Origin of the sequence: Paenibacillus gyeongsangnamensis, from assembly GCF_027533625.1 — a bacterium.
Lineage (GTDB): Bacteria > Bacillota > Bacilli > Paenibacillales > NBRC-103111 > Paenibacillus_G > Paenibacillus_G gyeongsangnamensis.
This window is the reverse complement of record NZ_JAQAGZ010000002.1, coordinates 290,344-314,283: the sequence shown is the minus strand read 5'-3', so window position 1 is coordinate 314,283 and position 23,940 is coordinate 290,344. Positions and strand designations below refer to the sequence as shown.

20 protein-coding genes and 3 pseudogenes are annotated in these 23,940 nt (G+C 48.8%); 16 read left to right on the top strand and 7 right to left on the bottom strand.

Translation table 11 applies throughout. From position 1 onward, the window contains the following. Positions 1–81: 81 nt before the first annotated feature. Both O9H85_RS04415 and O9H85_RS04410 read right to left on the bottom strand, forming a co-directional pair. A complete protein-coding gene (locus O9H85_RS04415; RefSeq protein ID WP_269880080.1) occupies positions 82–1,197 on the bottom strand; it encodes an S-layer homology domain-containing protein in 1,116 nt (371 codons plus the stop codon). 199 nt (positions 1,198–1,396) lie between these two features. Beyond that, a complete protein-coding gene (locus O9H85_RS04410) occupies positions 1,397–4,162 on the bottom strand; it encodes a bifunctional YncE family protein/alkaline phosphatase family protein (protein ID WP_269880079.1) in 2,766 nt (921 codons plus the stop codon). 219 nt (positions 4,163–4,381) lie between these two features. Here O9H85_RS04410 and O9H85_RS04405 point away from each other — a divergent pair. Then, positions 4,382–4,651, top strand: a pseudogene (locus O9H85_RS04405) (sigma-70 family RNA polymerase sigma factor); the annotation flags it as partial. 939 nt (positions 4,652–5,590) lie between these two features. Here the strand turns inward: O9H85_RS04405 and O9H85_RS04400 are convergent. Further along, complete coding sequence (locus O9H85_RS04400) at positions 5,591–5,881, bottom strand: glycosyltransferase (protein ID WP_269880078.1); 291 nt, start codon at positions 5,879–5,881, stop codon at positions 5,591–5,593. A gap of 55 nt (positions 5,882–5,936) precedes the next feature. On the opposite strand from O9H85_RS04400, the gene O9H85_RS04395 reads away from it, so the two are divergent. Continuing rightward, complete coding sequence (locus O9H85_RS04395) at positions 5,937–8,309, top strand: HAD family hydrolase (RefSeq protein WP_269880077.1); 2,373 nt, start codon at positions 5,937–5,939, stop codon at positions 8,307–8,309. A 483-nt stretch (positions 8,310–8,792) separates the two neighbouring features. On the opposite strand, the pseudogene O9H85_RS04390 reads toward O9H85_RS04395, so the two are convergent. Then, positions 8,793–9,382 (bottom strand): annotated as a pseudogene (locus O9H85_RS04390) (IS6 family transposase); the annotation flags it as partial. A gap of 240 nt (positions 9,383–9,622) precedes the next feature. Between O9H85_RS04390 and O9H85_RS04385 the strand changes: the two are divergent. From O9H85_RS04385 to O9H85_RS04325, 13 genes are all read left to right on the top strand, one after another. Then, entirely contained in the window at positions 9,623–10,834 is a 1,212-nt protein-coding gene (locus O9H85_RS04385) for an ROK family protein (RefSeq protein WP_269880076.1), read from the top strand. Between the two features lie 140 nt (positions 10,835–10,974). Then, on the top strand, positions 10,975–11,925 hold the full coding sequence (locus O9H85_RS04380) for a sugar phosphate isomerase family (protein ID WP_269880075.1): 951 nt from the start codon (positions 10,975–10,977) through the stop codon (positions 11,923–11,925). Between the two features lie 19 nt (positions 11,926–11,944). Beyond that, positions 11,945–12,649, top strand: coding sequence for a PIG-L deacetylase family protein (locus O9H85_RS04375; RefSeq protein ID WP_269880074.1), 705 nt, complete (start codon positions 11,945–11,947; stop codon positions 12,647–12,649). A 36-nt stretch (positions 12,650–12,685) separates the two neighbouring features. Then, the gene (locus O9H85_RS04370) at positions 12,686–13,702 is read left to right on the top strand and encodes a Gfo/Idh/MocA family protein (protein ID WP_269880073.1); all 1,017 of its coding nucleotides are present in this window, start codon (positions 12,686–12,688) and stop codon (positions 13,700–13,702) included. Positions 13,703–13,718: 16 nt separating this feature from the next. Further along, positions 13,719–14,669, top strand: a complete 951-nt coding sequence (locus O9H85_RS04365; protein WP_269880072.1) for a carbohydrate ABC transporter permease — start codon at positions 13,719–13,721, stop codon at positions 14,667–14,669. Between the two features lie 71 nt (positions 14,670–14,740). Next, entirely contained in the window at positions 14,741–15,556 is an 816-nt protein-coding gene (locus O9H85_RS04360; RefSeq protein WP_409348103.1) for a carbohydrate ABC transporter permease, read from the top strand. Positions 15,557–15,673: 117 nt separating this feature from the next. Beyond that, the gene (locus O9H85_RS04355) at positions 15,674–17,053 is read left to right on the top strand and encodes an ABC transporter substrate-binding protein (RefSeq protein WP_269880070.1); all 1,380 of its coding nucleotides are present in this window, start codon (positions 15,674–15,676) and stop codon (positions 17,051–17,053) included. An 80-nt stretch (positions 17,054–17,133) separates the two neighbouring features. After that, positions 17,134–17,964, top strand: coding sequence for a sugar phosphate isomerase/epimerase family protein (locus O9H85_RS04350; protein WP_269880069.1), 831 nt, complete (start codon positions 17,134–17,136; stop codon positions 17,962–17,964). Positions 17,965–17,988: 24 nt separating this feature from the next. Continuing rightward, positions 17,989–18,852 carry a sugar phosphate isomerase/epimerase family protein gene (locus O9H85_RS04345; RefSeq protein WP_269880068.1) on the top strand — a complete coding sequence of 288 codons (864 nt, stop codon included), beginning with the start codon at positions 17,989–17,991 and terminating at the stop codon, positions 18,850–18,852. Between the two features lie 26 nt (positions 18,853–18,878). Next, positions 18,879–19,871 (top strand): Gfo/Idh/MocA family protein, encoded by a 993-nt coding sequence (locus O9H85_RS04340; protein ID WP_269880067.1) that lies wholly within the window; start codon positions 18,879–18,881, stop codon positions 19,869–19,871. Between the two features lie 79 nt (positions 19,872–19,950). Beyond that, positions 19,951–20,718: a sugar phosphate isomerase/epimerase family protein gene (locus O9H85_RS04335; RefSeq protein WP_269880066.1), complete on the top strand. Its 768-nt coding sequence runs from the start codon at positions 19,951–19,953 to the stop codon at positions 20,716–20,718. Between the two features lie 16 nt (positions 20,719–20,734). After that, a complete protein-coding gene (locus O9H85_RS04330) occupies positions 20,735–21,787 on the top strand; it encodes a Gfo/Idh/MocA family protein (protein ID WP_269880065.1) in 1,053 nt (350 codons plus the stop codon). A 45-nt stretch (positions 21,788–21,832) separates the two neighbouring features. After that, the gene (locus O9H85_RS04325; protein ID WP_269880064.1) at positions 21,833–21,979 is read left to right on the top strand and encodes a hypothetical protein; all 147 of its coding nucleotides are present in this window, start codon (positions 21,833–21,835) and stop codon (positions 21,977–21,979) included. 296 nt (positions 21,980–22,275) lie between these two features. Here the strand turns inward: O9H85_RS04325 and O9H85_RS37665 are convergent. The 3 genes and pseudogenes from O9H85_RS37665 to O9H85_RS37655 form a co-directional block, all read right to left on the bottom strand. Further along, a pseudogene (locus O9H85_RS37665) lies at positions 22,276–22,503 on the bottom strand (DeoR/GlpR family DNA-binding transcription regulator); the annotation flags it as partial. A 121-nt stretch (positions 22,504–22,624) separates the two neighbouring features. Further along, positions 22,625–22,777, bottom strand: a complete 153-nt coding sequence (locus O9H85_RS37660; RefSeq protein WP_409348102.1) for a sugar phosphate isomerase family — start codon at positions 22,775–22,777, stop codon at positions 22,625–22,627. An 11-nt stretch (positions 22,778–22,788) separates the two neighbouring features. Continuing rightward, on the bottom strand, positions 22,789–23,013 hold the full coding sequence (locus O9H85_RS37655; RefSeq protein WP_409348101.1) for a DeoR family transcriptional regulator: 225 nt from the start codon (positions 23,011–23,013) through the stop codon (positions 22,789–22,791). 134 nt (positions 23,014–23,147) lie between these two features. Between O9H85_RS37655 and O9H85_RS04320 the strand changes: the two genes are divergently transcribed. Further along, positions 23,148–23,933 carry an MBL fold metallo-hydrolase gene (locus tag O9H85_RS04320; protein WP_269880063.1) on the top strand — a complete coding sequence of 262 codons (786 nt, stop codon included), beginning with the start codon at positions 23,148–23,150 and terminating at the stop codon, positions 23,931–23,933. The last annotated feature ends 7 nt before the right edge of the window (positions 23,934–23,940 follow it).

The window sequence follows — 23,940 nt, the reverse complement described above, 5'->3', positions numbered from 1 at the left end:
CATTGCTATTTTGCGGCTTATAACCGAAGACGTATCCCTTTGCGGTGAATCAGAAGTTGATGACCTGTCTACTACTCCACTTTAGTGAAGATGAAACGATTTTATTGTATTCAATATTTCTTCTTTTACTTTTTCATAATTCTCATAATCATGGACCCCGATAGACCCTGACATTGTATATACAATATTATCTTGAATGATTTCAGCCTGGATTTGTGTTGGGAAACTATCACTAATAATTAATAGTTTTGCTTTTGTTCCGTCATTCAAATTCATCGTGCTTATTGTGCTGTAATGATTGTTTTTATAAGGGCCGTCGGGCTGCGTATACAATCCGTCTTGGTCTACTTTTTCGATATAATGATGGCCTGATACTGTAAATGTATATTCAGCGGCTGCAAATTCTCCATATTCTCCATTAGGTGGTCCTGTGGTGACAGCTCCATCGCCATTTTGTAACAGATCTTCTTTCGGCCATATGGTAGGGAAATTAATACTGAATCCGAATCTTGTATTAGTATACGTTCTTGTAGATGATTTCTCGACAGAGGTTTCCAAAGGTCCTTTTTGAAGTGAAGTAATCCCTTTATCCAACAGATTCTTAATAAATGCTAAACATTCTGCCCTTGTTAACACGTCATTAGCTTTAAAACCTTCGTAGGTAGGTGCTGTCTTTCCGTTAGAAAGTTTCTTATCCAGCAAATAATTCACAGAACCCTTAATATCCAGTCGTTGTCCAAGACCATACGCAATAATTTGCGCTACTTTACCACGGGTGATGTCGGATTCAGCTTCATTCCTGGTGACTGGCAAGTTTAGATTATTTGCAAACCGATAATATTCATCGTACCACTTTGCAGGCGTATAAGGGTTGCCTTCTGTAGATGCACTATTGGGAAAGTCCCTTTGAATCATGGCTAAAAATTCAGCCCCGGTCAAGCTCTTATCAGGGCGAATCGTGTTGTCTTCATAGCCTGAAATGATTTTTTGATCGATTGCCCAAATGATTGTATTATATGCCCAGTGTTGCTTGTGGAGATCTGTAAAGTGACTGGACGAACTATCCAATATATTATCCTTTATTGTTTTTTCTGACTGTGTTTCAGCAAACACAGGTATGGTATAAACAAAGGTAAAGGAAAACAATAGAAGTATTAATAATAAAGAAGGTTGATACATCAGCTTTTTGAGTTTCACATTCATCCTCCCTCAAATAGGATTATTTCGATTGATGTTCTCAATTCAAGGACTTAGTCGACTCTTGAATTATACCTTCATCGTGTTCATTAATGATACGCTTAATCAAAAGCGAATCCTTAACGGAAAATACCTATGCCCCCGGGCAAAATACCCAGGGGCATAAGGCATACATCTGCCCATCAGCTAAACGTATGATTTAGTTCTTAGCAGGGGATGGGGCTTTGCTTTCAGGTTGCGCTGCAACTTCATCAGGTGTCAGAACCTTTTGTTCGCCGGGATACGGTTTATCGAACCCGCTTGTAGCGTACCAAATCACGTGATTAAGCATGTTTGCATTCACTTTGTCCGGAGATGCATTTTCCCCAGCAAAGCTGTCCTTATTCTTGTCGGACCATTCCATCCACTTCTTTTGGATATCCTCTTTTTCTGCTGTAACAGGTGTCACTGGCGTCGTGCCTGCCGGCGTATCGGATCCGGGATTCAAGGCGTCAAGCGGGATGCGGTTCGGCTCAAAGTCATACGGCGTAAAGTCCGGCTCGTTGGTAAACAGCTCGCTCATCGGAGTGGCTGAGGCATCATTCTGATTCATCGGAGGCAGTCCCAGAATCTGCTCGATACTTCTGACCATGTTAATCACGGTCCAGTAGTGGCTGTCCGTGATCCCTCGCTTGATCCACGGACTAATCAGGAGGGCAGGAGCGCGGTGACCATCCACGTGATCAAGGCCATTCTGCGCGTCGTCTTCCGTAATGACAATAAGAGAGTCTTTCCAGTACGGGCTATGCGAGATGAGATCGACGATTTTACCGACGGCGAGGTCATTGTCTGCAACCTGCGACTGAGGCGTCGGGAAGTTCTTGGAAGTACCTGCAGTATGGTCATTCATGACCCACATCTGTACAAGTCCCGGCAAATTATTGTTTTTCACATATTCGTCGAACTTCCGCTTGAAAATTTCATAACGGTACTGATCCGGGATCGCCGAGTTAAAATTAGGGAACGGCTTATATGTGATCGGATTCAAGGACGGAATATCGGTTTGCGCCTGATAATGCCCAATCGGCACATGCAAATCGCCTTGTTTTTGACCCGACAGAATCAAGTAATCGTTGTACCAATCCATCCAAGTACCAAACTTCTCCGGCCCCGTGAACTTGGTGTTATCCTCTCCGAAGTTGACGACCGGTACGTTGTGTGCAAGGGCATTATCCCAGATATGACCGGTTGATGCGTAGGCCAGCGAGTCACCTGCGCCCCCTGGGTAGCTGCGGACGTTAGCTACATCGGTTTCCTTATCTTCATAATCCGTATTCGTCGCCTGCATCACCCATTGGTGTCCGCTCGCCGATTGAATGCCGCTGACATAGAAATTGTCCAAAAGTGGGAAAGTATTGGCGAGTTTATGTAAATTAGGCGTGACATCCTCACCGAACTGGGTCAATGCCGGTTCCGAATTTCCCTTGCCAATATCACCGAACACCTGGTCATAAGTGCGGTTCTCCTTGACAATATAAAAGACGTGTTTGATAGGGGACGGCTCGCCAATCCGCTCAGGCATTGCGTCTAGCTTCTTATTTTGGCGCGGCTTGGCGTTTCGGCCCGTTATTCCAAACCAGTTGTTGTCGGCATAAACTTCATCTGTCGATTTAACCAAATCGCTGTTTGAAGAAGGAAACGGAATCATGGATATAGACCCTTGCTGCGCGTAAGAGGAGTGGCCCGTTACGCTAATTCCCTGGATTGTCAGATTTCTGTCTGGACCGAGCGAACCGACCCCGTCGGCATTAGCAACCAGCAGGCGTTTATTTTCCGCATCGATTTCTATATCCACCGGGAACCAAGCAGTCGGCACAAGTCCTGCGAGGCCTGGCTTTTCTTTTGGACTGCTCCAGTTATAGACAGCCAAAGCGTTGTTGCGGCCAAGGCTAACCACCAATTGATGATCATTGATCATCTTTACCGCATTTGGGGCAGAGCCGAGCGGTGCATTCGGATAAGGTTTGATGTCAATGGTTTGTACGACGTCACCTGATTTCGAGTCTATCACCGAAACCGTGTCGCTGTTTGTGTTCGCTACGAAGACGTACTGCCCGGATACGGTCATCCGCGCCGGTTGGAGGCCGACCGAAACGGTTTTCGTGACGGTATTTGAGGAAAGGTCGACGATCGAAACGGTACCTGTCGCAGAGCTTCCTGTAGGCCAGGCCACGATTGGCGTGCCGGAAGAATTAACCGTGAAGTCGCCAGGCTCGGCCTTCTTACCGCCTACATTCGTCACGTACGCCATATTTCCGTTTACGACGACGCCGGTCGGGGCGTTACCGACTGGGATGCGGGCGGTCAGCTGATTCGTTTGCAGGTCAATCACGCCAAGGCTGTTATCGCGGTTAAGCGCGACAAGAAGGGTATTTCCGTCCGGCCCGACCGCAATGTCCTGGGGATTGATATTATCTCCGACAGCAGCTAAAGGAAGATCAATCGTATTATTCACGGTGGGAGTCCCGTCTTCCGCTACAGCCATCACGACAATTTTTCCCGTTTTACCTGACGAGCCCGTGGCATAGAGCTTACTTCCATCCGGCGAGTAAGCCAATCCCCACATATGGTCGAGCTTTAGGGAGAAATTGTTTTTAATGAGAGCTCCCGTCTTTAAATCCACAATGTTGATTCCATCGCCGCCGTAGTCTTTCCGACCGATCACGACTGCTGCAGTTTTTCCGTCTGGACGGACTTTAACGGAAATCGGATTCCCTCCAAACTCTACCTGCTGACCGGCCGGTGTGACGAACTGGTTGACAGGCGTTAGGACCTTGTCTTGATTATCGGACTGGCGTCCGACAAGACTGGTGCCAAAAGGGTTCCCTACCCAAGCGTATGTAGTGCCTGCGCCGGCAATTACGGACGCAACTGAAATGAGGGTAATGAATTTTTTCTTGCTGAGGTTTTTCCAGGGCCTTTTCAACTCACTCTTCCTCCTAATCTCTTTTAAAAATGACACACTTAAAATGATAACCTAGAAATATTTGGTGATTGTTATCAGGATGTAAAGATGATGTTAATGTGAAGATTTATTAACATGTGGGTAATAAATGTTTTCAAATCCTGGTGTCATAGTTGAGTAACCAAAATTTATAAAGTGATTCTTATATTGATAAGTTGTAGTTTTATTTCCAACCAATACTTGATCGATATCCTCGGTACGGAAGCCGACGATGTCGTTGAAAAAGTACAGCTGAAGATCGAGAAGTCGAAAATATATAAGAATCTGCACATTCTAGATGAACGGGAAAAAGAAGTTGTTGTTGGCCGCTTCGGACTAGAGCATGGCGGGGAAGAGCGGACGCAGAGGGAAATTGCTAAGGAATTAGGGATCAGTCGGTCGTATGTGTCGAGGATCGAGAAAAGGGCGCTCATGAAGCTGTATCATGAGTTTTATAAGGTGAAGCGGTAAATCATTTCAAGTTGATGAGGCAGCTTACCGGTGTAGGCAAGCTGCTTCAGTATAAAGGAAGGCAGGTACATAAAAATGGACGAGCTTATTAAATTGGTAGAGGATAAAATAAATTCCCTAAGATCCTCAGTAGAGTATACCAAAAAATATTTTGATTTCCCTTTTACGAACAATTGTGATCATTACTATAAATTGATGTTGTTGCACAACAGGCTGGAGGTCTGGGAACAATTCGAGAGAATTTTATTATCTTTTAGAAATTCTCGGTGTAAAGAAATAAGTAAGAAGAGTTCCTACTTTGAAAAGGTCATGAAAATGGAAAACGATGGAGTCCTAGGTTTTATCACCAAACAGACACAAACACGAATGTTAGAATACATAAAGCAATTAGAATGGAAGGTTGATGAGTTAGAAGGAGTGTGGCTAAGAGACGAGAGTATTCATTAGAAAATAACTCAATACAAGAACAAAGGCTAATTCAGGCTGTGGTTTGATTGACTTGTTTATTTCGTAAAAAAATTTGACAATAGTGGGATGAATAACTTCCAATCATAATTAAATTCTAACTTAACAAGGTAGAAGCGAGGATCTAAGCCTCTTACGATTCCGGTATACCTCTGATTCTCATAATTTCACGGACATCATAGAGGTTGAATTTTATACTGAACGATATTGAACGGAAATATCTGCGCTCATCACAAATTATTTATGTAGATTTTAGATACCGCATAATTAAGGCATATATGTCATAGGAATATCCTTATAATAAACAGAATGTTTCCTTTCTTGTTAAGGTGCATTCTTTTTTTATTATTCACGCCATAACGGAAAAAAATGATCTTGCGGCGACCTTCACGGTTTTGGCAATATAATAATTTTAGTAGGAGAAAGGGGTATCCATATGAATCATGCTTCGCGAAGTCTTCAAATTTTTGGTGCTTATCTCATTATCTTGGGCAGCAGATCATCGTCGTCGCAAAGCAAAATGTAATCCCCTCGCGCCTCCGCGACGCCTCGATTCCGGGCGTAGATATGCTTGTAGTTTTGCTCGAGGTGTATCGTCCGAATGTCGAGACAGTCGCGGTATGGCTGAATAACGTCGTCGATCCGCTGCCCGTTATCGTTGACGATAATAACTTCAAAACGCCGTTCATGCTGCTTGTCCAGGCATTCGAGCAGCTCACCGAGCTCCAGATACCGGTTGTAAGTAGGGATAATAACGGAAATCAAAGGTTGCTTTACGATACATTCACCCCTCATCTCTGTTTCAGGAGGTAACACATTTATGAATACGATCTCGTACGAGTGGACCGAGCTATGGCTGAGCGATCGCTATCTTGCATCGCTACGGGACTCCATTGAGCATTATCGTATTATATCCTTGGATATTTTCGATACACTTCTTTTTCGGGCAGCAGGGGCGCCTGCCGACATATTCGAGAAGACGGGCGAGAAGGCGGGAACTCTCGGGGTTTTGTCAAAGCCGCTTCATCCGAAGGAATTCCGTTACATCCGAGAGCAGGCTGAAAGGGCCGCCAGAAGTCGCGGGGGACGGCAATTGTATATGGAAGTTACCTTGGCCGATATTTATGAACAAATTCCGGCTGCCCTGATGGATCGGGAAGCGCTGATGAAGCTGGAGCTTGCGACGGAGGCGGAATTCGGTTATTTGAATCCGGCCGTCGTGTCTCTCATGCGTTACGGGAAAAGCCGAGGCTGCTGCATCGTGTTGGTGTCGGATATGTATCTGAACTCGGCACAGATGCTCGACCTGCTGACCGCTGTAGGCCTTCAGCTGTCCTGGATCGACTGTCTGCTCATTTCTTGCGAGCATGGATGCAGCAAGGTAGACGGAGGCTTGTTCGATAAGCTGCTTGCGCTTTATCCGGACGTACCTCCAAGCTCGATCGTCCATATCGGTGATAACATTTCCGCCGATATACGCGGAGCCGAGAGCCGCCGCATCGATACGCTCTATTACGGAGTCGTTCCCGAGAGCTTCGAAAGTCTGTTTCATTGGGAAGAGGTGCGGTACGGAGCCGTTCTTCCGGAGATCAAGTCGCTGAGAAAATGGGCCGCACAGACGCTGCCGGACTCTCCGTTGGACGAGGCATCTTTGGAGTACTACCGGATCGGCACTACGATACTGGGGCCGTTTCTCCACGCACTCTGCGAATGGGCGGTCGAGCTGTGCGTTCAAGAGAACTACCCCGCTATCCATCCGCTGATGCGGGAAGCGCATGTGCTTGCTCCGATGCTGGAGCGCGTCATCAGCCGCAGAGGCTTGGAGCTGATGGTTTATCCGGTCAACATTTCGCGGCAAGCCGCCTTTTTGCCGTCCATGGACAGCTTCGGGGAAACGGAGCTAGAGCGGTTGATGGGGCTGAATTGGGTGAAGGTGACCGATCTGTTCGTCATTTTGGATCTCGAATCGGAAATCGGACATTTCCGGCCCTATGCGGATATGTCGGTACGCGATATTCGGCTTCTGTTCGACGAGGCGGGAGTGGCGATAGCGGACCGGCTGAAATCATACCTGCTTCAAGAGGAGTTCGTCCGGAAAATCGAATCGCGCATCAAGTTGCAGCGCGAGCTGCTTATCGATCATTTGCGGCAGCATTGCGGCGGCTTCGAAAGTCCTATCGTTACGCTTGATATCGGCTTCAACGGCACGATTCAAAGCTCCTTGCAAGCGATCGTCATGAAGGCCGGTTACGATGTACCAATGGTTCACTTGATGGCGGTCGGTACTGAACGGGCCTCAGACTATTTGCTCAGAGGCTTGGACTTACGGTGCTATTTCGGCAGCGCCGGATCCGAAGCTGACCTTGCTGGGAAAATCGCCAGAAGTCCGGCTTTTTTGGAAGAGCTGATGATGGGCTCATTCGGATCGACGCTGAAATACGAACGAAGCGGTAGCGGGGAAGTGCGGCCGGTGCTTGCTGACCTTGCACACGAACAACAGGAGTTTGCCTACAAAGAAGCTTGCCAGCAAGGGATTCGTAGGTTTCAGGAGGCTGCCGCGTTTTTTGATAAGGCGAAGCCGGGCTTGCTGCCCGACCCGTCCAGAGACCGGCGGCAGTGGTGTTTGCCTCTGCACCGTGCGATCGATATGCCGACCCCTCGAGAAGCGCAACTGCTCGGCTCCTTGACCCATCAGGATAATTTTTGCGGAACCCAAATCGCTCCGATCTGCGACCGAATCGACGACCGGTGGTTCGCTCAAGGGGGAGCCCGTTTTCTCGACATGTGCAACTACGGCTCTTCCGTGTTTAGTGCAAATTGGCCGCAGGGACTGTTGACATTACACGACCCGGATTTCTTGTACCGATATTATGTTCAATTCCGCGACCGGTTCGGCAGGCAGGCGCTGCTTTATGACATGATCGTCCGTTTGAAGCGGGACGGCGTAGACGTTTTCAATATCTACGGTGCCGGTGAGTTGTCCGAAGCGCTGTTGCAACTGTCCGCGGTTCACGGTCTTCCGGCCGTCCGTCTATCCGATGCCGACAGTCTGAAGCAAGCTGTAGGGCAAGATGTACATGTGTATGTAACGGCGACGTTGAATGATTTCGAACTATTCAGTACCGATATAGAAAAAGCCTACAGGCATCAAGCGCCCGGCAGGCATCCCGTCATCTATTCTTTTCTGGAATGAGCTATGTGCTCACGTCCGCTTTACGCCGGTTCTTCCCTTGGGCACGCAGGGTGCGTATGGAGAGCACGATGTCGGTAATATAGTGGATTTATTGGGGAGCAGATTGCCGCGGCAGCTGCTCCCCGAGCTTCATCGAAGTAACGGGCAACATAACGTGGTAACACCCTAATTAAAATGATGAGATTATCAATGAAAAAAAGTAAAGCAGACTAATCTCTGCCTTGCTATTTTTTGTGTTACTCCATCAGTCTCTCCAGTCGATCCGCGCGGATCCAGCTCATTTCTTCTATGCCAAGTCTGCTTTTCATAGGCGCCTCATTCTTTTTCTGATCGAAAATATATAGCCTGCCAAATGCAAAAAAACGAGCGCATTTGATCGGTATTTTTCAAATGCCCTTTTTATACATAAAGAGGAGTGAATGATATTGGTTCTGGTGCAAACATTTAAAACGATCAAAAAGTACTACAAGTTATTAGGTTTACTTATGCTACTAATCCAAATAATCTATTAATCAGTTCAACTGCTGCGAATGATCACATTCGGCCTGTCCTTTCCTAATCATATGCATGCACTCGATTCCCTTCAACGTCTTATCAGCAGTCAGAAACGATTTGAAACCAAGCATGGGATTTGTAATTTTCTTTATGAATCGGTGATCTTGCTCCACAATGTTGTTAAGGTACTTTGTCTGTCGGATTAAGGTTTCTTTCGATAGGACTTTTTCATTCGTTAATTGCTGCAACGTGGGTGGGTACGCAGGGTTCTTATCAACCGTAATTACGCGTGGGGATTGATTATGAGGCGAAGATAAAGCCTTCTTGAAAAATCGTTTCGCCGCATCAACATCACGATTAGTTGCCAGCATGAAATCAATTGTGCTGCCCTAATCAACTGCCCTGTAAAGATACATCCATTTTCCTTTGACTTTAATATAAGTCTCGTCAACACGATAAGAATCATTTGTCGATTTCAAAAAGGGTCGAATTCGCTTGTCTATTTCAGGACCAAACCGATGAACTGGGCGCATGATCGTCGTATGTGAGACCACATTCCTCCACTTTAAACCGAAGCGCTTGTCGCTTCGGTTCTTTAACGTGAAAGAGTGCGTACGATCTGGCTAACGTTTCGTGTTCGCTGTCCTGACGTGTTATTTCGTCCATCAACTGCATATATAATAAATATAAAATCGCTTCCATCGGGTGCAGGCCTGCACGAATTCGTTCAGCCGCCGGATGAATTCGCAGGGAGCGGCACGAATTCGTACGTGCCGGCATTACAGGAGTCGAATACGAAACGTTAGGGGCAAACGGATTTGATTAGAATCGCTAACCAACAACAAATCAAGAAAACGAATACGAGAACCGTTTTCGGACTCATTCAATCCTGTCGCCGAATCTCACGCGCCAATTTGTCAAAACTGACGAAATTAAGTCCGACGACCATTTCTACGATCGTTGAAGAATTAATTCACAAGGGACTAGTCATTGAAAGCTCGCTCATGAACAATCCGGGCGCCGGACGTAAAGCGATCACTCTCGAAATCAACAGCATGCATAAATACGTCATTGGCATGGAGTTTAACGCAGAGGGCGTTTCAGGTACGATATTCAATTTAAAAACCGAGCCGCTCATTACGATCACGCACCATTCCAATCGCAAAAAAATGACGGAAGAGGCACTGCATCATACGTTCCTCGATTTAATCCATAAGCTGCTCGATTCGGTTCTGGACGAATCGAAGGAGCTGCTTGGTATTTGTATCGGAGTCCCCGGACTGCTCGATCGCGATAAGAAATCGATTCTCGTCTCAACCCCGCTCGATCTTACGGAAGTGGATATTTACAACAAATTGAGCGAGATGGTTCCGTATCCGATTTTTATTGAGAACGAAACGCTGCTGGCGGCCACCTATGAGAAAGAACGGTTCGAAAAAAGCGCCAGTCCCTTCGTTTACTTATCGATCAATAATGGATTGGGCGCTTCCGTTATGATAAATAATGACAACGAAAATCTGCAAGGGACAAACGGCGTCGGCCTGGAAATCGGCCATATGTCGCTTGATGTGAACGGAGAGCTGTGTCCGTGCGGGAACCGCGGTTGCTTCGAATTGATGGTGTCGACTCAATCGCTCATGAATGCGATGCGGGCCGCTCTTCATGACCACCCCGAAAGCATCATGCATGAGCTAATCCAAGGCGATCCTAATCGATTGAATGAAAGCATAATAGCGGAAGCCGTCAGGCTGAATGACCCGCCGGCGGTTCGCGTCGTCGGCCATATGTCCAGAAGCTTGGGCCAAGGCATCGTCAACATCGTGAACATTTTCAATCCGGAGGTCATTGCGATCGGCGGCAGATTTTCACTGCTCGGTGAATTCATGCTGAATACGGTTCTCGAGGAAGTGCGCCAGCGGGCACTGAAACCTTTTTTGCAATCGTGCAAAATCGTGCTGTCCAGCCACAAAGAAAATGCGATATCCGCAGGCGGCGCTATCCTTACATTAATCAAGGTGCTGGAGAATTAAATCCCCAGGTAGCCAAGGGTGAAATAATATTTACACAACCCTCACAAATAAGACATGTACTACTGTCATACCCCATATATTTTTAATAAATCGGTGGATGAATTCGAATCCAGACATTAACGAATCAAGGAGGGTTTCAAATGAATTTATTATCCACGCTGAGCGGATCGTTATTTCAGTCCTTACTGCCGGGAGGCTGGGATTTGGCTAAGATCGACAAGTGTACGAGCCATGCACCTGAACGGGTGTTCGACAAGCAGCATCATTGGCATGACGAATTTAAGCCGATCAGCTGCATCAGTCTGGATGAGTTCAATACCTACTTAGGGCACGAAATCGCATTGCAAATCAAACAGGCGAGAGACCGGGGCGAGAAGCTTGCGATTATTTTTCCGGTCGGTCCTATGGGGATGTACAAGTGGACGGTATTTTTCCTGCAAAGCTGGGGCATTCAAGCGGATCATGTGTACGGCTTCAACATGGATGAATGGAGCGATTCCGAAGGCAATACGCTGCCGGCTTCAAACAGCGGCTCTTTCCAATACGGGATGGAGCAAGCGTTCTACGGCCCTCTAGGGGAGTTTACCGTTCCGGAATCACAAAGAAATTACGCCACTAAGGACAATCTTCCCCTTTATGCGGATAAAATCAACGATCTGAAGTCGCAAGGAGCCAAATTAATTGTCGTTTACGGCATCGGCCGGGTGTTTCACATCGCTTTTTGGGAGCCACACTTTGCCGCTGAATTCGCTGGCGATCAAGAGTGGGCGGCACAGACGCATCGTGTGGGCGCCAACCTGCATCCGTTAACCGTCGAGCAGAATGCGATCACCAGCTTCAAAAGCCGGACGACCCTCGTGCCGTGCTATGCCAATACGATCGGTCCGGGCTTATTCCTACAAGCGGATTATGCCATCGGCGGGGCCGACGGAGCGATGGGGCGGGGGATGATGTGGCAGGGGATGTCGCTTTGGACGACGCTGCGCTACGGCCCTTCGCCTTGGGTGCCTTCCTCCTACATGCCGACGCTTCCGGGCAAGCTGTTCTTTCTTCAAGAATTGGCCGGACCGCTGACAGCGGAGCTGAATTGACGCGAATGGAGAGCGTGCGATGAACATTCTTGCTATTGGCGCACATCCGGACGATCTGGAAATTTCATGTGCCGGAACGCTGGCGAAGATGAAGCAGGCCGGACATGAGGTCGTACTGTGCCACGCCAGCACCGGTGACAAGGGCCATTATGTAATTCCCGCGGACGAGTTGATCGTAATCCGGAAGGGCGAGGCGCAGCAGGCGGGTGAGCTGATCGGCTGCCCGGTCATAAGTCTAGGGCTCAGAGACGGGGAAATTTCCTCTGAAGACGAATCCGTAAAAACGACATTCATCGACCTGATCCGATCGGTTCAGCCGGATATGGTCATTACTCATGCACCCAATGATTACATGCCGGATCACGTCGCCGTCAGCAAGCTCGTGTTTGACACAACGTTTACGGCCACGTTGCCGGCATTCTCCGACCGCTTCCCGATCGCCAAAAAAGTGCCAGCTTTATATTATATGGACAATTTATCCGGGATTGATTTTCAGCCGACGATTTACGTCGATGTCACCGATACATTTGAAACGAAGCTCCGAATGCTGCGGAAGCATCAAAGCCAGCTGACCTGGTTAAAGGAACACGATCATGTCGATATTTTGGGTTTCGTCGAAACGCTCGGTAAGATGAGGGGAATTCAAGCTGGGTGCACCTATGCCGAAGGGTTCATTCAACATATGGCGTGGACTCGGCCTAACGCAATCAGATTTCCTGTATAAGAAGCTTTCATTTATACACTGGAAGGTGATCTCAATATGGCGATAAAATTTGCAGTTGTCGGTACTGGTTGGGTGGCGGGAGAATACTTGAAGGCGATTCGAAATCACCCGGACGCAGAAGTTTACGGAGTTGTCACGCGAAATCCCGTTCAAGCCAAGGTGCGACTGGCCGAGCTTGGCATCGATTCAACCATATGCGATTCCTACGAGCTCGTTGTTCGGGATCCGCAAGTCGATGCCGTCGTCCTTTGCTCGACACCCGACATACGTGCCGAGCAAACGATTTTGGCGGCGAAATACGGCAAGCATATCGTGATCGAAAAGCCGTTGACAATGGAAAAAGCAAGTCTAATTGCAATGGCGCAAGCGCTAAAGGAGCATCCGGTGACGACCGTGGCCAGCTTCGTGCTGCGCTGGAATCCGGCCTTCGAAACGATCAAATCGCTGATCGATGACGATGCCCTTGGACGTGTCTTTATGGCGCAAATCGATTACTGGCATCATATCGGCCCGCAATACGGCCAATATCGTTGGAGCAGCAAGAAGGCGTTGGGAGGGAGCAGTATCCTTTCCGCAGGTTGTCACGCAGTCGACGCCGTCCGGTATTTTGCCGGCGATGTCGAGGAAGTGACAGCCTACTCTTGCAGCACATGGTCCGATTCGGAATACGAATTCGATCCGAACACCATCGCCATTATGAAGCTGGCAAATGGCGGCGTCGCCAAAGTTTCTTCCTCCTTGGAATGTAGGACTCCTTATAAATTCAACATCCATCTTCTCGGGGAAAAGGGATCCGTAATGAACAATCAACTGTTCACTCACAAACTTCCCGGCCAAACCGATTATGCGACCGTGCCGACCATTCTTCCCGATAGCGGCGATGTCTCCCATCATCCGTTCGTGCATGAAATCAATGATTTTGTAGAAGCGGTTAAGAGCAATAGGAAAACGCGATGCGATTTCTTCGATGCCTATAAATCGATGGAGCTGTGTTTCGCCATCGATGAATCGGTTGCGATGGGTAAGCCGGTTGCTATACCGTCGACACACTAATTAGGAGGTGAAGCTGATGGCCGTTTCTGCACAGACGGCTTCGGTTCGGATGCCCGATCCGGCACGAAGAAGGAGAAGGGTAAAAGAGCGCAATAACAGGATGGGCTATGTGTTCGTAGCGCCCTTGGTACTCGGAATTTTGGTCTTTGCCATTTATCCGATGTTTTCCGCTTTGTATTTAAGCTTCAATCAAACGTCGGGCGCCACACTTGCCGGCAAATGGGTCGGATGGTCCAACTATAATTATGCACTAAACGATCCGATCTTTTGGAAATCGTTATTCAACACGATTTATATGGGCATTTTATCTGTTTCGCTCGGTATCATCGTCTCATTCGTATTGGCTAGCATGATCAACAGCGTTAAATGGGTGAAAGGGAAAAACTTCTTCAAAGGCATATTTTTTCTGCCCAACGTTATTTCCGCGGTGGCGACGACGCTGTTGTTCAGCTTTTTATTTTTCCCGACGAAGCAAGGACTGCTCAACTTCGTACTGGGGGCCGTTGGGATTGGTCCAATCGGCTGGTTTACGGATCCGCGGTTTTCACAAATCAGCATCGTGTTAATGAGTCTGTGGGGAGCGCTCGGCTACAACACGATCATTTTCATCGCCGGATTGCAAAGCGTCCCCCGCGATTTATACGAAGCTGCCGAAGTGGACGGCGCCGCCGGGTTGAAAAAGTGGTGGTACATTACCATTCCGTATATGCGGCCGATTTTCGTCTTTATGATCGTCATGGGAACAATAGGCAGCATGAAGCGATTTACGGATGTGTGGCTCATCGGCGGGACGGCCGGCAATCCGAGTGGAACGATGCTGACCTCGGTGATGTACATTTATCGAAACGCCTTTTTGGCCGGTCAAATGGGTCTCGCGACGGCGGCATCCTACCTGCTCTTCATCGTCATTCTCATCTTGACGGTACTGCTGATGCGCCTTAACAGGCAAAAAGACAGCTTCGATTAAAGGAGGGGTGAAGCATGCCGGGAACATCGATTGTTCATAAGACGGGCTCTAAAAAGCGCCGAGACGCCGCCATGCAAAGGATATTGGTCATCTTGCTATCGCTGGGATCGCTGGTTATGATCATTCCGCTCATCTGGATGATCAGTACAAGCTTCGACTGGGCGGCAAGACTTGAGCTCGGATTTCCGCCACGATTTTGGCCGCTCGATCCGTCACTCAAAAATTACCGGGCGGCTTTCACGAATGTGCCGATGCTGAAATACATTTTCAATTCGCTGACGGTTGTTGCCGGCGTCATTGTTGTGAGCGTCATGTCAGCATTATTATCCGGCTATGCCCTGTCCAAGATCAGGTTCATAGGCTCGAACTTCGTCTTGGTGTTAGCACTGAGCACGCTCATGATTCCGTTTGAAATGACGATGATTCCACAATACTTGTTGTTCAGCAGCATGAAGCTGATCGATACGTACTGGGCGTTTTACTTGCCGGCAATGCACTATGCGTTCGGCACCTTCATGGCGAAAGCGTTTATTGACCAGCTGCCCTCCAGCTTGCGGGAGGCAGCCATTATTGACGGAGCCGGGGAATTTTCGGTATTCGGCAAAATCTACTTCCCTTTGTGTACGCCGATTGTTGCCACGATGATCATTTTGTTGTTCCTTGGGGTATGGAATGACCTGCTCTGGCCGCTGCTTGCGCTGAAATCACCGGCGAAATATACGATACAGCTTGGGCTTGCGATGTTCACATATAACAACGGCATCAACAAGCTCCCGTCCATCATCATGGCCGCCACCACCGTCAGTCTCGTGCCCGTCGTCGTCGTATATCTGTTTTTACAAAGATATATCATCGAAAGTATTGCTCTGACCGGGATCAAGCAATAAGTCGTCCTGGTTTCATTACGGTGGGGGTGAATGCGATGTAGGGCAGAGGCAGATAACGACGGAGTTAAGCATGTAAGCCATCTTGGGTAAAACAAACCGAAGGGAGTTAATAAGCCGATGAAAAAAGCGTTGCTTGTCTTGATCTCGATCCTGCTGACGCTGTCAATCGCCGCTTGTTCATCATCCAGTTCCGGTGATGGGGAGCAAACCGAGCCGGTCGCCAAAAAGTCCGATATGGCCGGCACGGTCAGGGTTGCGTTAGCCGGATGGACGCTCGATAACGGCATTGATGCCCAGACCGGCGCCGAGAGCGTTGGGCTCAATCAATTTCTGAAAGAAACGTTCAATAAGATGTACCCCAACATTAAGCTGGAAATTTATCAGATTCCTTGGGAAAATGCGAAGGCTAAGCAGTACGCGATGCTGCTTTCCAAGGACGTGGACCTGCTGTACACCGGGGGAGCGTATGCGGCCCAGTGGTATCAACAAGGACTGCTGCGGGACATCGACGATTTGATTAAAGCGGATTCCGGCTTCGATCCGAAAATTTATTTGGATGGCGTCTGGAACAATTCGTACAGTACCAAATCTCTTGACAAAACGCACCAGTTCGGAATTCCCGCCGTACTCGGCAGACGGATGACGATTTATGACAAGAAGCTGTTTGACGATTGGGGAGTAAAGCCGTTATCCAGCAAAGCGACACCGGACGAAATTATGAACGCTGCCAAGAAAATGACGGGCAAAAATCCGAAAACCGGAGAACAAAACTACGGCGTTTATTGGTCAGGCAACTCTCTTAACGGCTCCACTATTGTCGGCCTGACGCTGGCTTTCGGCGCCAAAGGCGCTGAAGGCAGCCTAAGCGATATGAAACACATCAAATGGCAGCTGAACAGCCCGGAAATGGTCAAGGTGGTCGAGTGGCTAAAAGAAATGGCGCCTCTTGCACCTCCGGGATTCGTAAACGCGCAAGGCGCAGAAAGCTTCGGTATTGCGAAAAACAGTATCGCGATTGGTCTCGACCAAACCGGCGGGACTACAATGAGCGACTTCCGCGTCAATAAAAACAAAGACATCATAGACCGCTTCGTGCCGGCCATGAATATCGGACCGAAAGGCGAGAGCTGGGTTGCCGTCGACCCGTTCATCATGGCCAAAGACGTTAAGGACGAAAAAGCCGCCTGGGAAGTCATGAAGTTCCTCGCCGGCCCGGAAACGCAAAAGCATAACTACAAATATTTTGCCTATACGCCGACGCTGAAAAATCCGGATTTCATAACGGCCGAAGACAAGTTTGTAAAAGAAGCTTTGAAAATCGCCGACGTCGCCCACTCCGAACTGATGGACGAAGCGAATCCGTTCTTCTTGAGCGATATCGTGCCGGCCATCAACGGATACGCCAGCCAAGCGGCCCAAGGCAACGCGCCGGATGCGAAAACATTCCTCGACGATCTGCAGAAGCGCGCCGAAGCTTGGTCGAATAATTTGAAATAATACCATAATATAATAATATAAGAGCGCGACGACGCACTGTCACGCTCGAATCTTGACTATGATGTGGAGGCGAGATTGAGATGCTTAAGGGTATCAATCAATGGTGTTTTCCGACTGGAACTCCACTGGAAACGATTTTCGCAACATGCCAAAAAGCCGGATACGAAACGGTGGAATTGAACGTATACGAGCCGGGCGGGGTTGGGCTGACGATGGACACAACCGCAGCGGAGGCCGAGGCGATCGGCGCTATGGCGCGCCATTACGGCCTGCAGCTGCGCAGCTTGTCCACTGGCCTGCTCGGCAAATACCCGCTGACCTCGAATGACGAATCCGTACGGGCTGCGGGCCGGCGGGCCGTGCAGAAGCAGCTGGAGCTCGCATCGCTGCTTGGGATCGATACGATTCTCGTCGTCCCGGGGAGGGTCAACGATGAAGTTTCTTATGACGTATGCTATACCCGCAGTCAACAGGAGCTGCAAAAGCTAGTGCCGGACGCCGAAGCGCGCGGCATCTATATCGGAATCGAAAACGTGTGGAACAAATTTCTGCAGTCTCCTTTGGAGATGGCGCGTTATATCGATGAGCTTCAATCTCCGTTTGCCGCCGCCTACTACGATGTAGGAAATACGCTTATAGTCGGTTTTCCGGATCAATGGATCCGCATCCTCGGCCACCGCATCAAGAAAGTTCATGTGAAAGATTTTAAACCGAATGTAGGCAATTACAACGGCTTCGTTCCGCTTTTGGCGGGCGATGTGCCTTGGGCACGGGTAAGGGAGGCGCTGCTTGATATCGGCTATGCCGATACACTGACAGCGGAGCTTGACGCCTATGCCAGCACTGCGGAACAACTGATCTACGATACGTCCAGACATTTGGATTTTATCATTAGCGGGGAAGCGCGATAACTCGATTCATAGGAGGCATAGAACTTGAAAATCGGCTTAAGTACATACAGCTTATCCCGGGCGATCAAATCCGGCGAAATGGATGTTCTGCAGGTCATCGAATGGATCGCCGACAATGGCGGGGAACATGTGGAAATTTCCCCCCACGGTTTCAATCTTGAGGAAACGCCGGACCTGGCCGACGCCATCGTGCACAAGGCGAACGAAAAGGGCATCGACGTATCGAGCTACAACGTGTCCTCCAATTTCATTAAGCCGACCGCAGTCGAGTACGAGGCCGAAATCGAACGCGTCAAAAACCATGTCGATATCGCGCGCCGTCTCGGCGTATCGACGATGCGGCACGACATCGCTTTTCGGCCAAAACCCGAATGTACGGTATTGCAAATGGAAGAGGACTTGGATAGCTTGGTGTATGCGGCCCGCACCATCGCCGATTATGCGCATCAGTACGGAATTACGACAAGCGTCGAAAACCACGGGTACTTCATACAATCGAGCGACAGGGTGCAAAGGCTCATTCATGCCGTCAATCGAAGCAATTATAAAACGACGCTGGATATCGGCAATTTCATGTGTGTTGACGAAGATTCGGTGTCGGCAGTCAAAAAAAATATCGGCTACGCTTCCATCGTCCACTTGAAGGATTTCTACCTTCGTCCATCGTATCGCAACCCTGGCGAAGGGTGGTTTCAGACGTCGGCAGGCAATTATTTGCGCGGCGCAATCGTAGGGCAAGGCGACATCGATATGCCGGAAGTCATTCGCATTATCAAAAGCTCGGGCTATGACGGTTATATATCCATCGAATTTGAGGGGATGGAAGACTGCCGTATAGGCTCCAGAATCGGAATGGAAAACGCCAAACGGCTATGGGCCGAAGTGTAGAGCAAAAGTCAAAGGAGGACATCGATATGGTGCGTGTAGCGGTAGTAGGGGTTGGCGGCATCGCCGCCGAGCATTTGAAAAATTTGCAGGAAAACGACGAAGCGGAGCTTGTCGCCGTTTGCGACATTGTCAAAGCAAGCGCCGAGAAAGCCGCTCAGCAGTACAACGTCGTTCCGTATACGGATTTTGATGCAATGCTGGATAGTGTAGAGATCGACGCTTTGTTCCTCTGCGTGCCTCCGTTTGCACATGGTGATATGGAAGAAAAAGCGGCTGCACGCGGCATCCATCTGTTCGTGGAAAAGCCGGTCGGCCTCGATATGGAAACGGTGGAACGGAAGGCAAAAGCCATTCAAAAGGCCGGAATCATCGCCGGAACCGGTTATTGCTTGCGTTATCTCGATACGGTAACGAAGGCCAGGGAGTATCTGCAAGGCAAGAAGATCGCCATGGTGCGCGCTCACCGCTTCGGTTCTTTGGTAACCGTTCCTTGGTGGCGGGAGATGGCTAAATCCGGCGGACAGCTGATCGAGCAAACGACGCATAATTTGGATTTAATGCTTTACTTGGCCGGAGACGTCAACAAGGTTTCGGCGGATATGGCTCTCCGGGTCATGGAGGATGTACCGGGAATCGACATCCCCGACGTGTATTCCGTTAATCTGCGTTTCGCCTCCGGAGCGGTCGGCCATCTCGACACCTCCTTCGTAGAGCAGCCCGACGGACGTTCCAGTTTGGAAGTGATAGGACGCGGCTTCCGGGTCACCCTTGACGGCACGACTTTGACGATTATGGAGAAGGATAAGACCGTCACTTACAAGAGCAAAGTGAATTTCTACAAAGAGCAGGACGATGCGTTCATTCATGCAGTGCTTACGAAGGACGCCTCCGGCATTTTGGCGCCATATGAGGAAGCGGCGAGAACGCTGCAGGTGTCGTTAGCCGCACACCAATCTTCCGACTCTGGAACGTCCATATCGATTCCGTTAATGAAGAAAGAGGTTGTGACCGGTTCATAACGGGTATAACATTCCAAATTTAGGACGGCTTCACGTTACTTCGTGACGCCGTCCTGTACATATGAGAGGAGACAATGCGATGAAATTCGGCGTATGCGCACCCATTGACAAGGCCGGGATTGTGAAACAGGCCGGGTTCGATTTTATCGAATGTACAGTCGTTTCTTTACAGCCGGAACAAAGCGATTCCGAGGTGCGGGATGTTCTGGAGCAGTATCGGGAGAGCCCGCTTCCCATCGAATCGTTTAACATTTTGCTTCCGCGCGATTTGAAAATCGTAGGCGATAATGTGGACGGCGAAAGAGTGCAGCGCTATTTGGAAAAAGCGTTGGAAAGAGTCAAAGCGGTCGGCGCTGACACGATCGTATTCGGAAGCGGCGGCTCGAGAACATTGCCGGAAGGATTTCCGCGGGCAAAAGGGGAAGAACAAATTGTGCAGTTCCTCGATACACTCGCGGATCTCGCGGATCCGGCCGGTATTACGATCGTGATCGAACCGCTCAACAGGACGGAATCGAATATCATCAACAGTGTCCCGGAAGCGGTCCATTTCGCCGAAAAAGTGAATCGGAAATCGATACGCGTATTGGCGGACTTCTATCATATGTACAAGGAAAACGAGCCTTTGGAAAATATCGTGCGGCATAAAGAATGGATCAGACATGTTCACGTTTCGGATAGCCGGTACGCGCCGGGCTTGGGCGACTACCCATATCCCGTCTTCCTTGATTGCATCCGTCGCGCCGAATATGACAGCCGCATTTCGATCGAATGCTTGTGGAAAAATTTTGAAGAGGAAACGAGTTTAGCGTGCAAATATCTGCACCGGCTTTTCGGTGTGGAATGAATAGGAGAACCAATACATGACGGACAAAATGAGATTTGCCATTGTCGGGGCCGGAGTGATCGCCCCGTTTCATGCGAAAGCGATTGCCGGCCATCCGGATGCGGAGCTAGTCGCTATCGCCGACGTAGAGAAGGACAAAGCGAATAAGATGGCCGAAGAATACGCCATCCCGTACGTTTATACCGATTACGAACAAATGCTGAAGCAGGGCGATATTGATGTCATATCGGTGGCGGTGCCCAGCGGTATGCATGGGGAAGTGACGATTGCTTCAGCGCAAGCCGGTAAGCATGTGTTTTGCGAGAAACCGCTGGAAATCACAAGTGAAAAAATGACTCAAATGATAGAGGCGTGTAAGCGAAGCAATGTGAAGCTCGGCTGTGTGTTTCAACGGAGGGTCATGCCCGCGTCCATCGTCGCCAAAAGGTCTATCGAAGAAGGAAAGCTCGGCAAGCTTGTACTGGGCGACGCCTATTTAAAATATTACCGCAGCCCGGAATATTACCGCAGCGCCGGGTGGAGAGGGACTTGGGCGCTCGACGGCGGCGGCGCCCTTATGAATCAGGGGGTGCACGGCATCGATCTGATCCAATGGCTGGCGGGAGACGTACATTCTGTATTCGCTTATTCCGCTCCGCTGCTTCGCGACATCGAAGTCGAGGATACGGCTGTCGCCGTGCTGAAATACAAGAACGGAGCGTTCGGCGTCATTCAAGGCACGACATCCGTCTTTCCCAGTCAGGAGACACGTTTCGAGCTGCACGGTGAGAATGGCACCATTATTTTCGGGGATAGCGGGTTTAAGCAATGGAAATTCGCAGGAAGTGATGAAGAGATGCCGCAAGTGGAGGGGATGGTGTATTCCGGCAGCGATCCGAGCAAAATCGCCAGCGACGGGCATTACATTTTGCTGGACGATATGATTCGGGCGATTCGCGATGATCGAGCTCCGCTCGTTTCGGGTGAAGATGCGCGCAAATCCGTCGAGCTGATCCTTGCGATCTATGAATCGTCCAGAAGCAGTAAAGAAGTGGTGTTGAACTCGGACTTCTCCGGAAATGAACATTAAGGTGACGGCGCAAGCCATTCGAACCGCTGGGGCATACTGTATGTAGTGAATATGGGGACGCTGATGTCGACGTTCGATGTCGGGATCGTCAACATCGCCATGCCTACGATGGCCGAACAGTTTTCGAGTGCGCTGGCGCAAATTCAATGGAATGCGACCGTGTATTTATTGGGAGTTATACTATTATTATAAGGAAGCTGGAAATGGCCCCTCTATTTAAAGTCACCCCAAAACAAATAAACTGACACCGTGAGGTGTCTTTTTTTATTTGGCGCGAATTTTTCGAAAGCCGGTATTTTTTAAATACCTGGCGAACGACAAGAACATTAGCCAATTCAAACTCGCCATCACAAGTTGACGCGAATTAGGCCAAAAGAGGGCAACTCTTGAGAAACAAGAGTTCAATACAACAAATCCATGAGTCTGCCGAAGATAATCGAACAACCTCTTTAAGCTATTGGGAGTTATCTAGAACCGAATGAGATTAATCAAGCAGTCCTGACGCAAACCCGGTCGTTTGTAATGACATGTTGTATTTTATCAATCGAAGTTACAAAAGCTTTATTTACCTTGCCGAATTTACTGTGATCCGCAATCAGAACAACTTGGGACGAGTTCTCGATCATTTTGGCTTTAATGCTGGCAACGGACAAATAAGGGTCCGTAAGGCTGTGTTTCGTATCTACCCCCGAACTGCCAACAAAGCATTTATTTCCCCAGAAACTGCGAAATCATCATCTCCGCCAATTGCCCTACAATGCTCCCGTCGGAAATGGTTTCATTGACCGATCCGCCGCTTACAAAAACCGAAACATCTTCTGCGGACGAACTTATACGCTATTTCAACGCTATTCGTAACGATCGATATATTGGTGAAGAGACGAGCAAGTCTGCAATTTGATTTTTGGTCGAGACGGCATCGATAAATACGGTATCTCCTTCTTTTACCAGCGAGACTGCAGCACGGGCAATTGATTTTTTATACGGCAAGTAAGGGTCGTTCAAGAGGCTCGCATATTGGCTGCTAGCCGAATCTCCCGATAACGGAAGCAAGCTCCCCCACTTACCCGCTTAATCAGTCCCAGTTTTTCAAGCTCTATCAATTCCCGGCGGATCGTTGCCGGAGACGCGTTTAATCGGACGCATAAATCCTGAACATTCATTAACATATTCGTTTTAAGCAGGTTGACTAGCTCCTGCCGTCTTTTTTTAGCCACGACGATCATCCCTCTAAATGATTGATAATAATCAAAATGACCGTATTTAACAAATTTTTCATTCAAATTTGACACATAATTAACAAATCATCTCTACTATATAGAGTGAAAGAAATTAAACCAAGAATAGGCGGTGTACGATTTTGAGCAGCATAAATAATCAAACGACAATCACATTTTTGGGAACATCCACTGCGGTTCCCGATTTGGGAAGCGATACAGCCAGTTTTGTTATCAATGGCAAGTATTTGGTGGATACGGGGTGGTCTGTCATTCCCAATTTAAGAAAGTACGAGATAGATCCTTTGAACATCGAGTATCTTTTCTTTACCCACATACATCATGATCATTATTTGTCGCTGCCGGCGCTCATTTTTTACTTCACCATGAAACGGAAGGATTTGGCAAGTCTCAAAATTGTCGGGCCGGCGGACGACCTGGAGAAGGTGGTTAAGCTTGCTCAACAGTTTTTGCAATTCGAACGGTTTTTCGAGGATAGAGGAACCCCAACCCTGATTCCACTTCAACCCGGAGATTCATACGAGGATGAAAACTTTGTATTGCATACCTGTGAAACCGTGCATCCGGTGCAAGGTCTATGCTATCGGTTTACGGACAAGCTATCGGAACGCGTCTTTTCGTTCACCGGCGATACGGCTTACCATCCTCCCATCGCAGACCATGTAAAAGGCAGCTCTTTACTTATTCATGAAGCTTCACGAGGTCCGATTGCTGTCGATATGAATAACAACCCGGCACTGCATTCAGGCGCTGTTGACGCCGCACGGATTGCCGAGGCTGCGCAGGTGGAAAAGCTGCTTTTGATCCACGGTCCCTTGAGCACTGCGGATGAATGCGTGCAGGTCGCAAGCCAAATATTTTCAAAATCAGTCGAATGGCCGAAAGACGGTCATACAACTATTGTATAATCGAAGG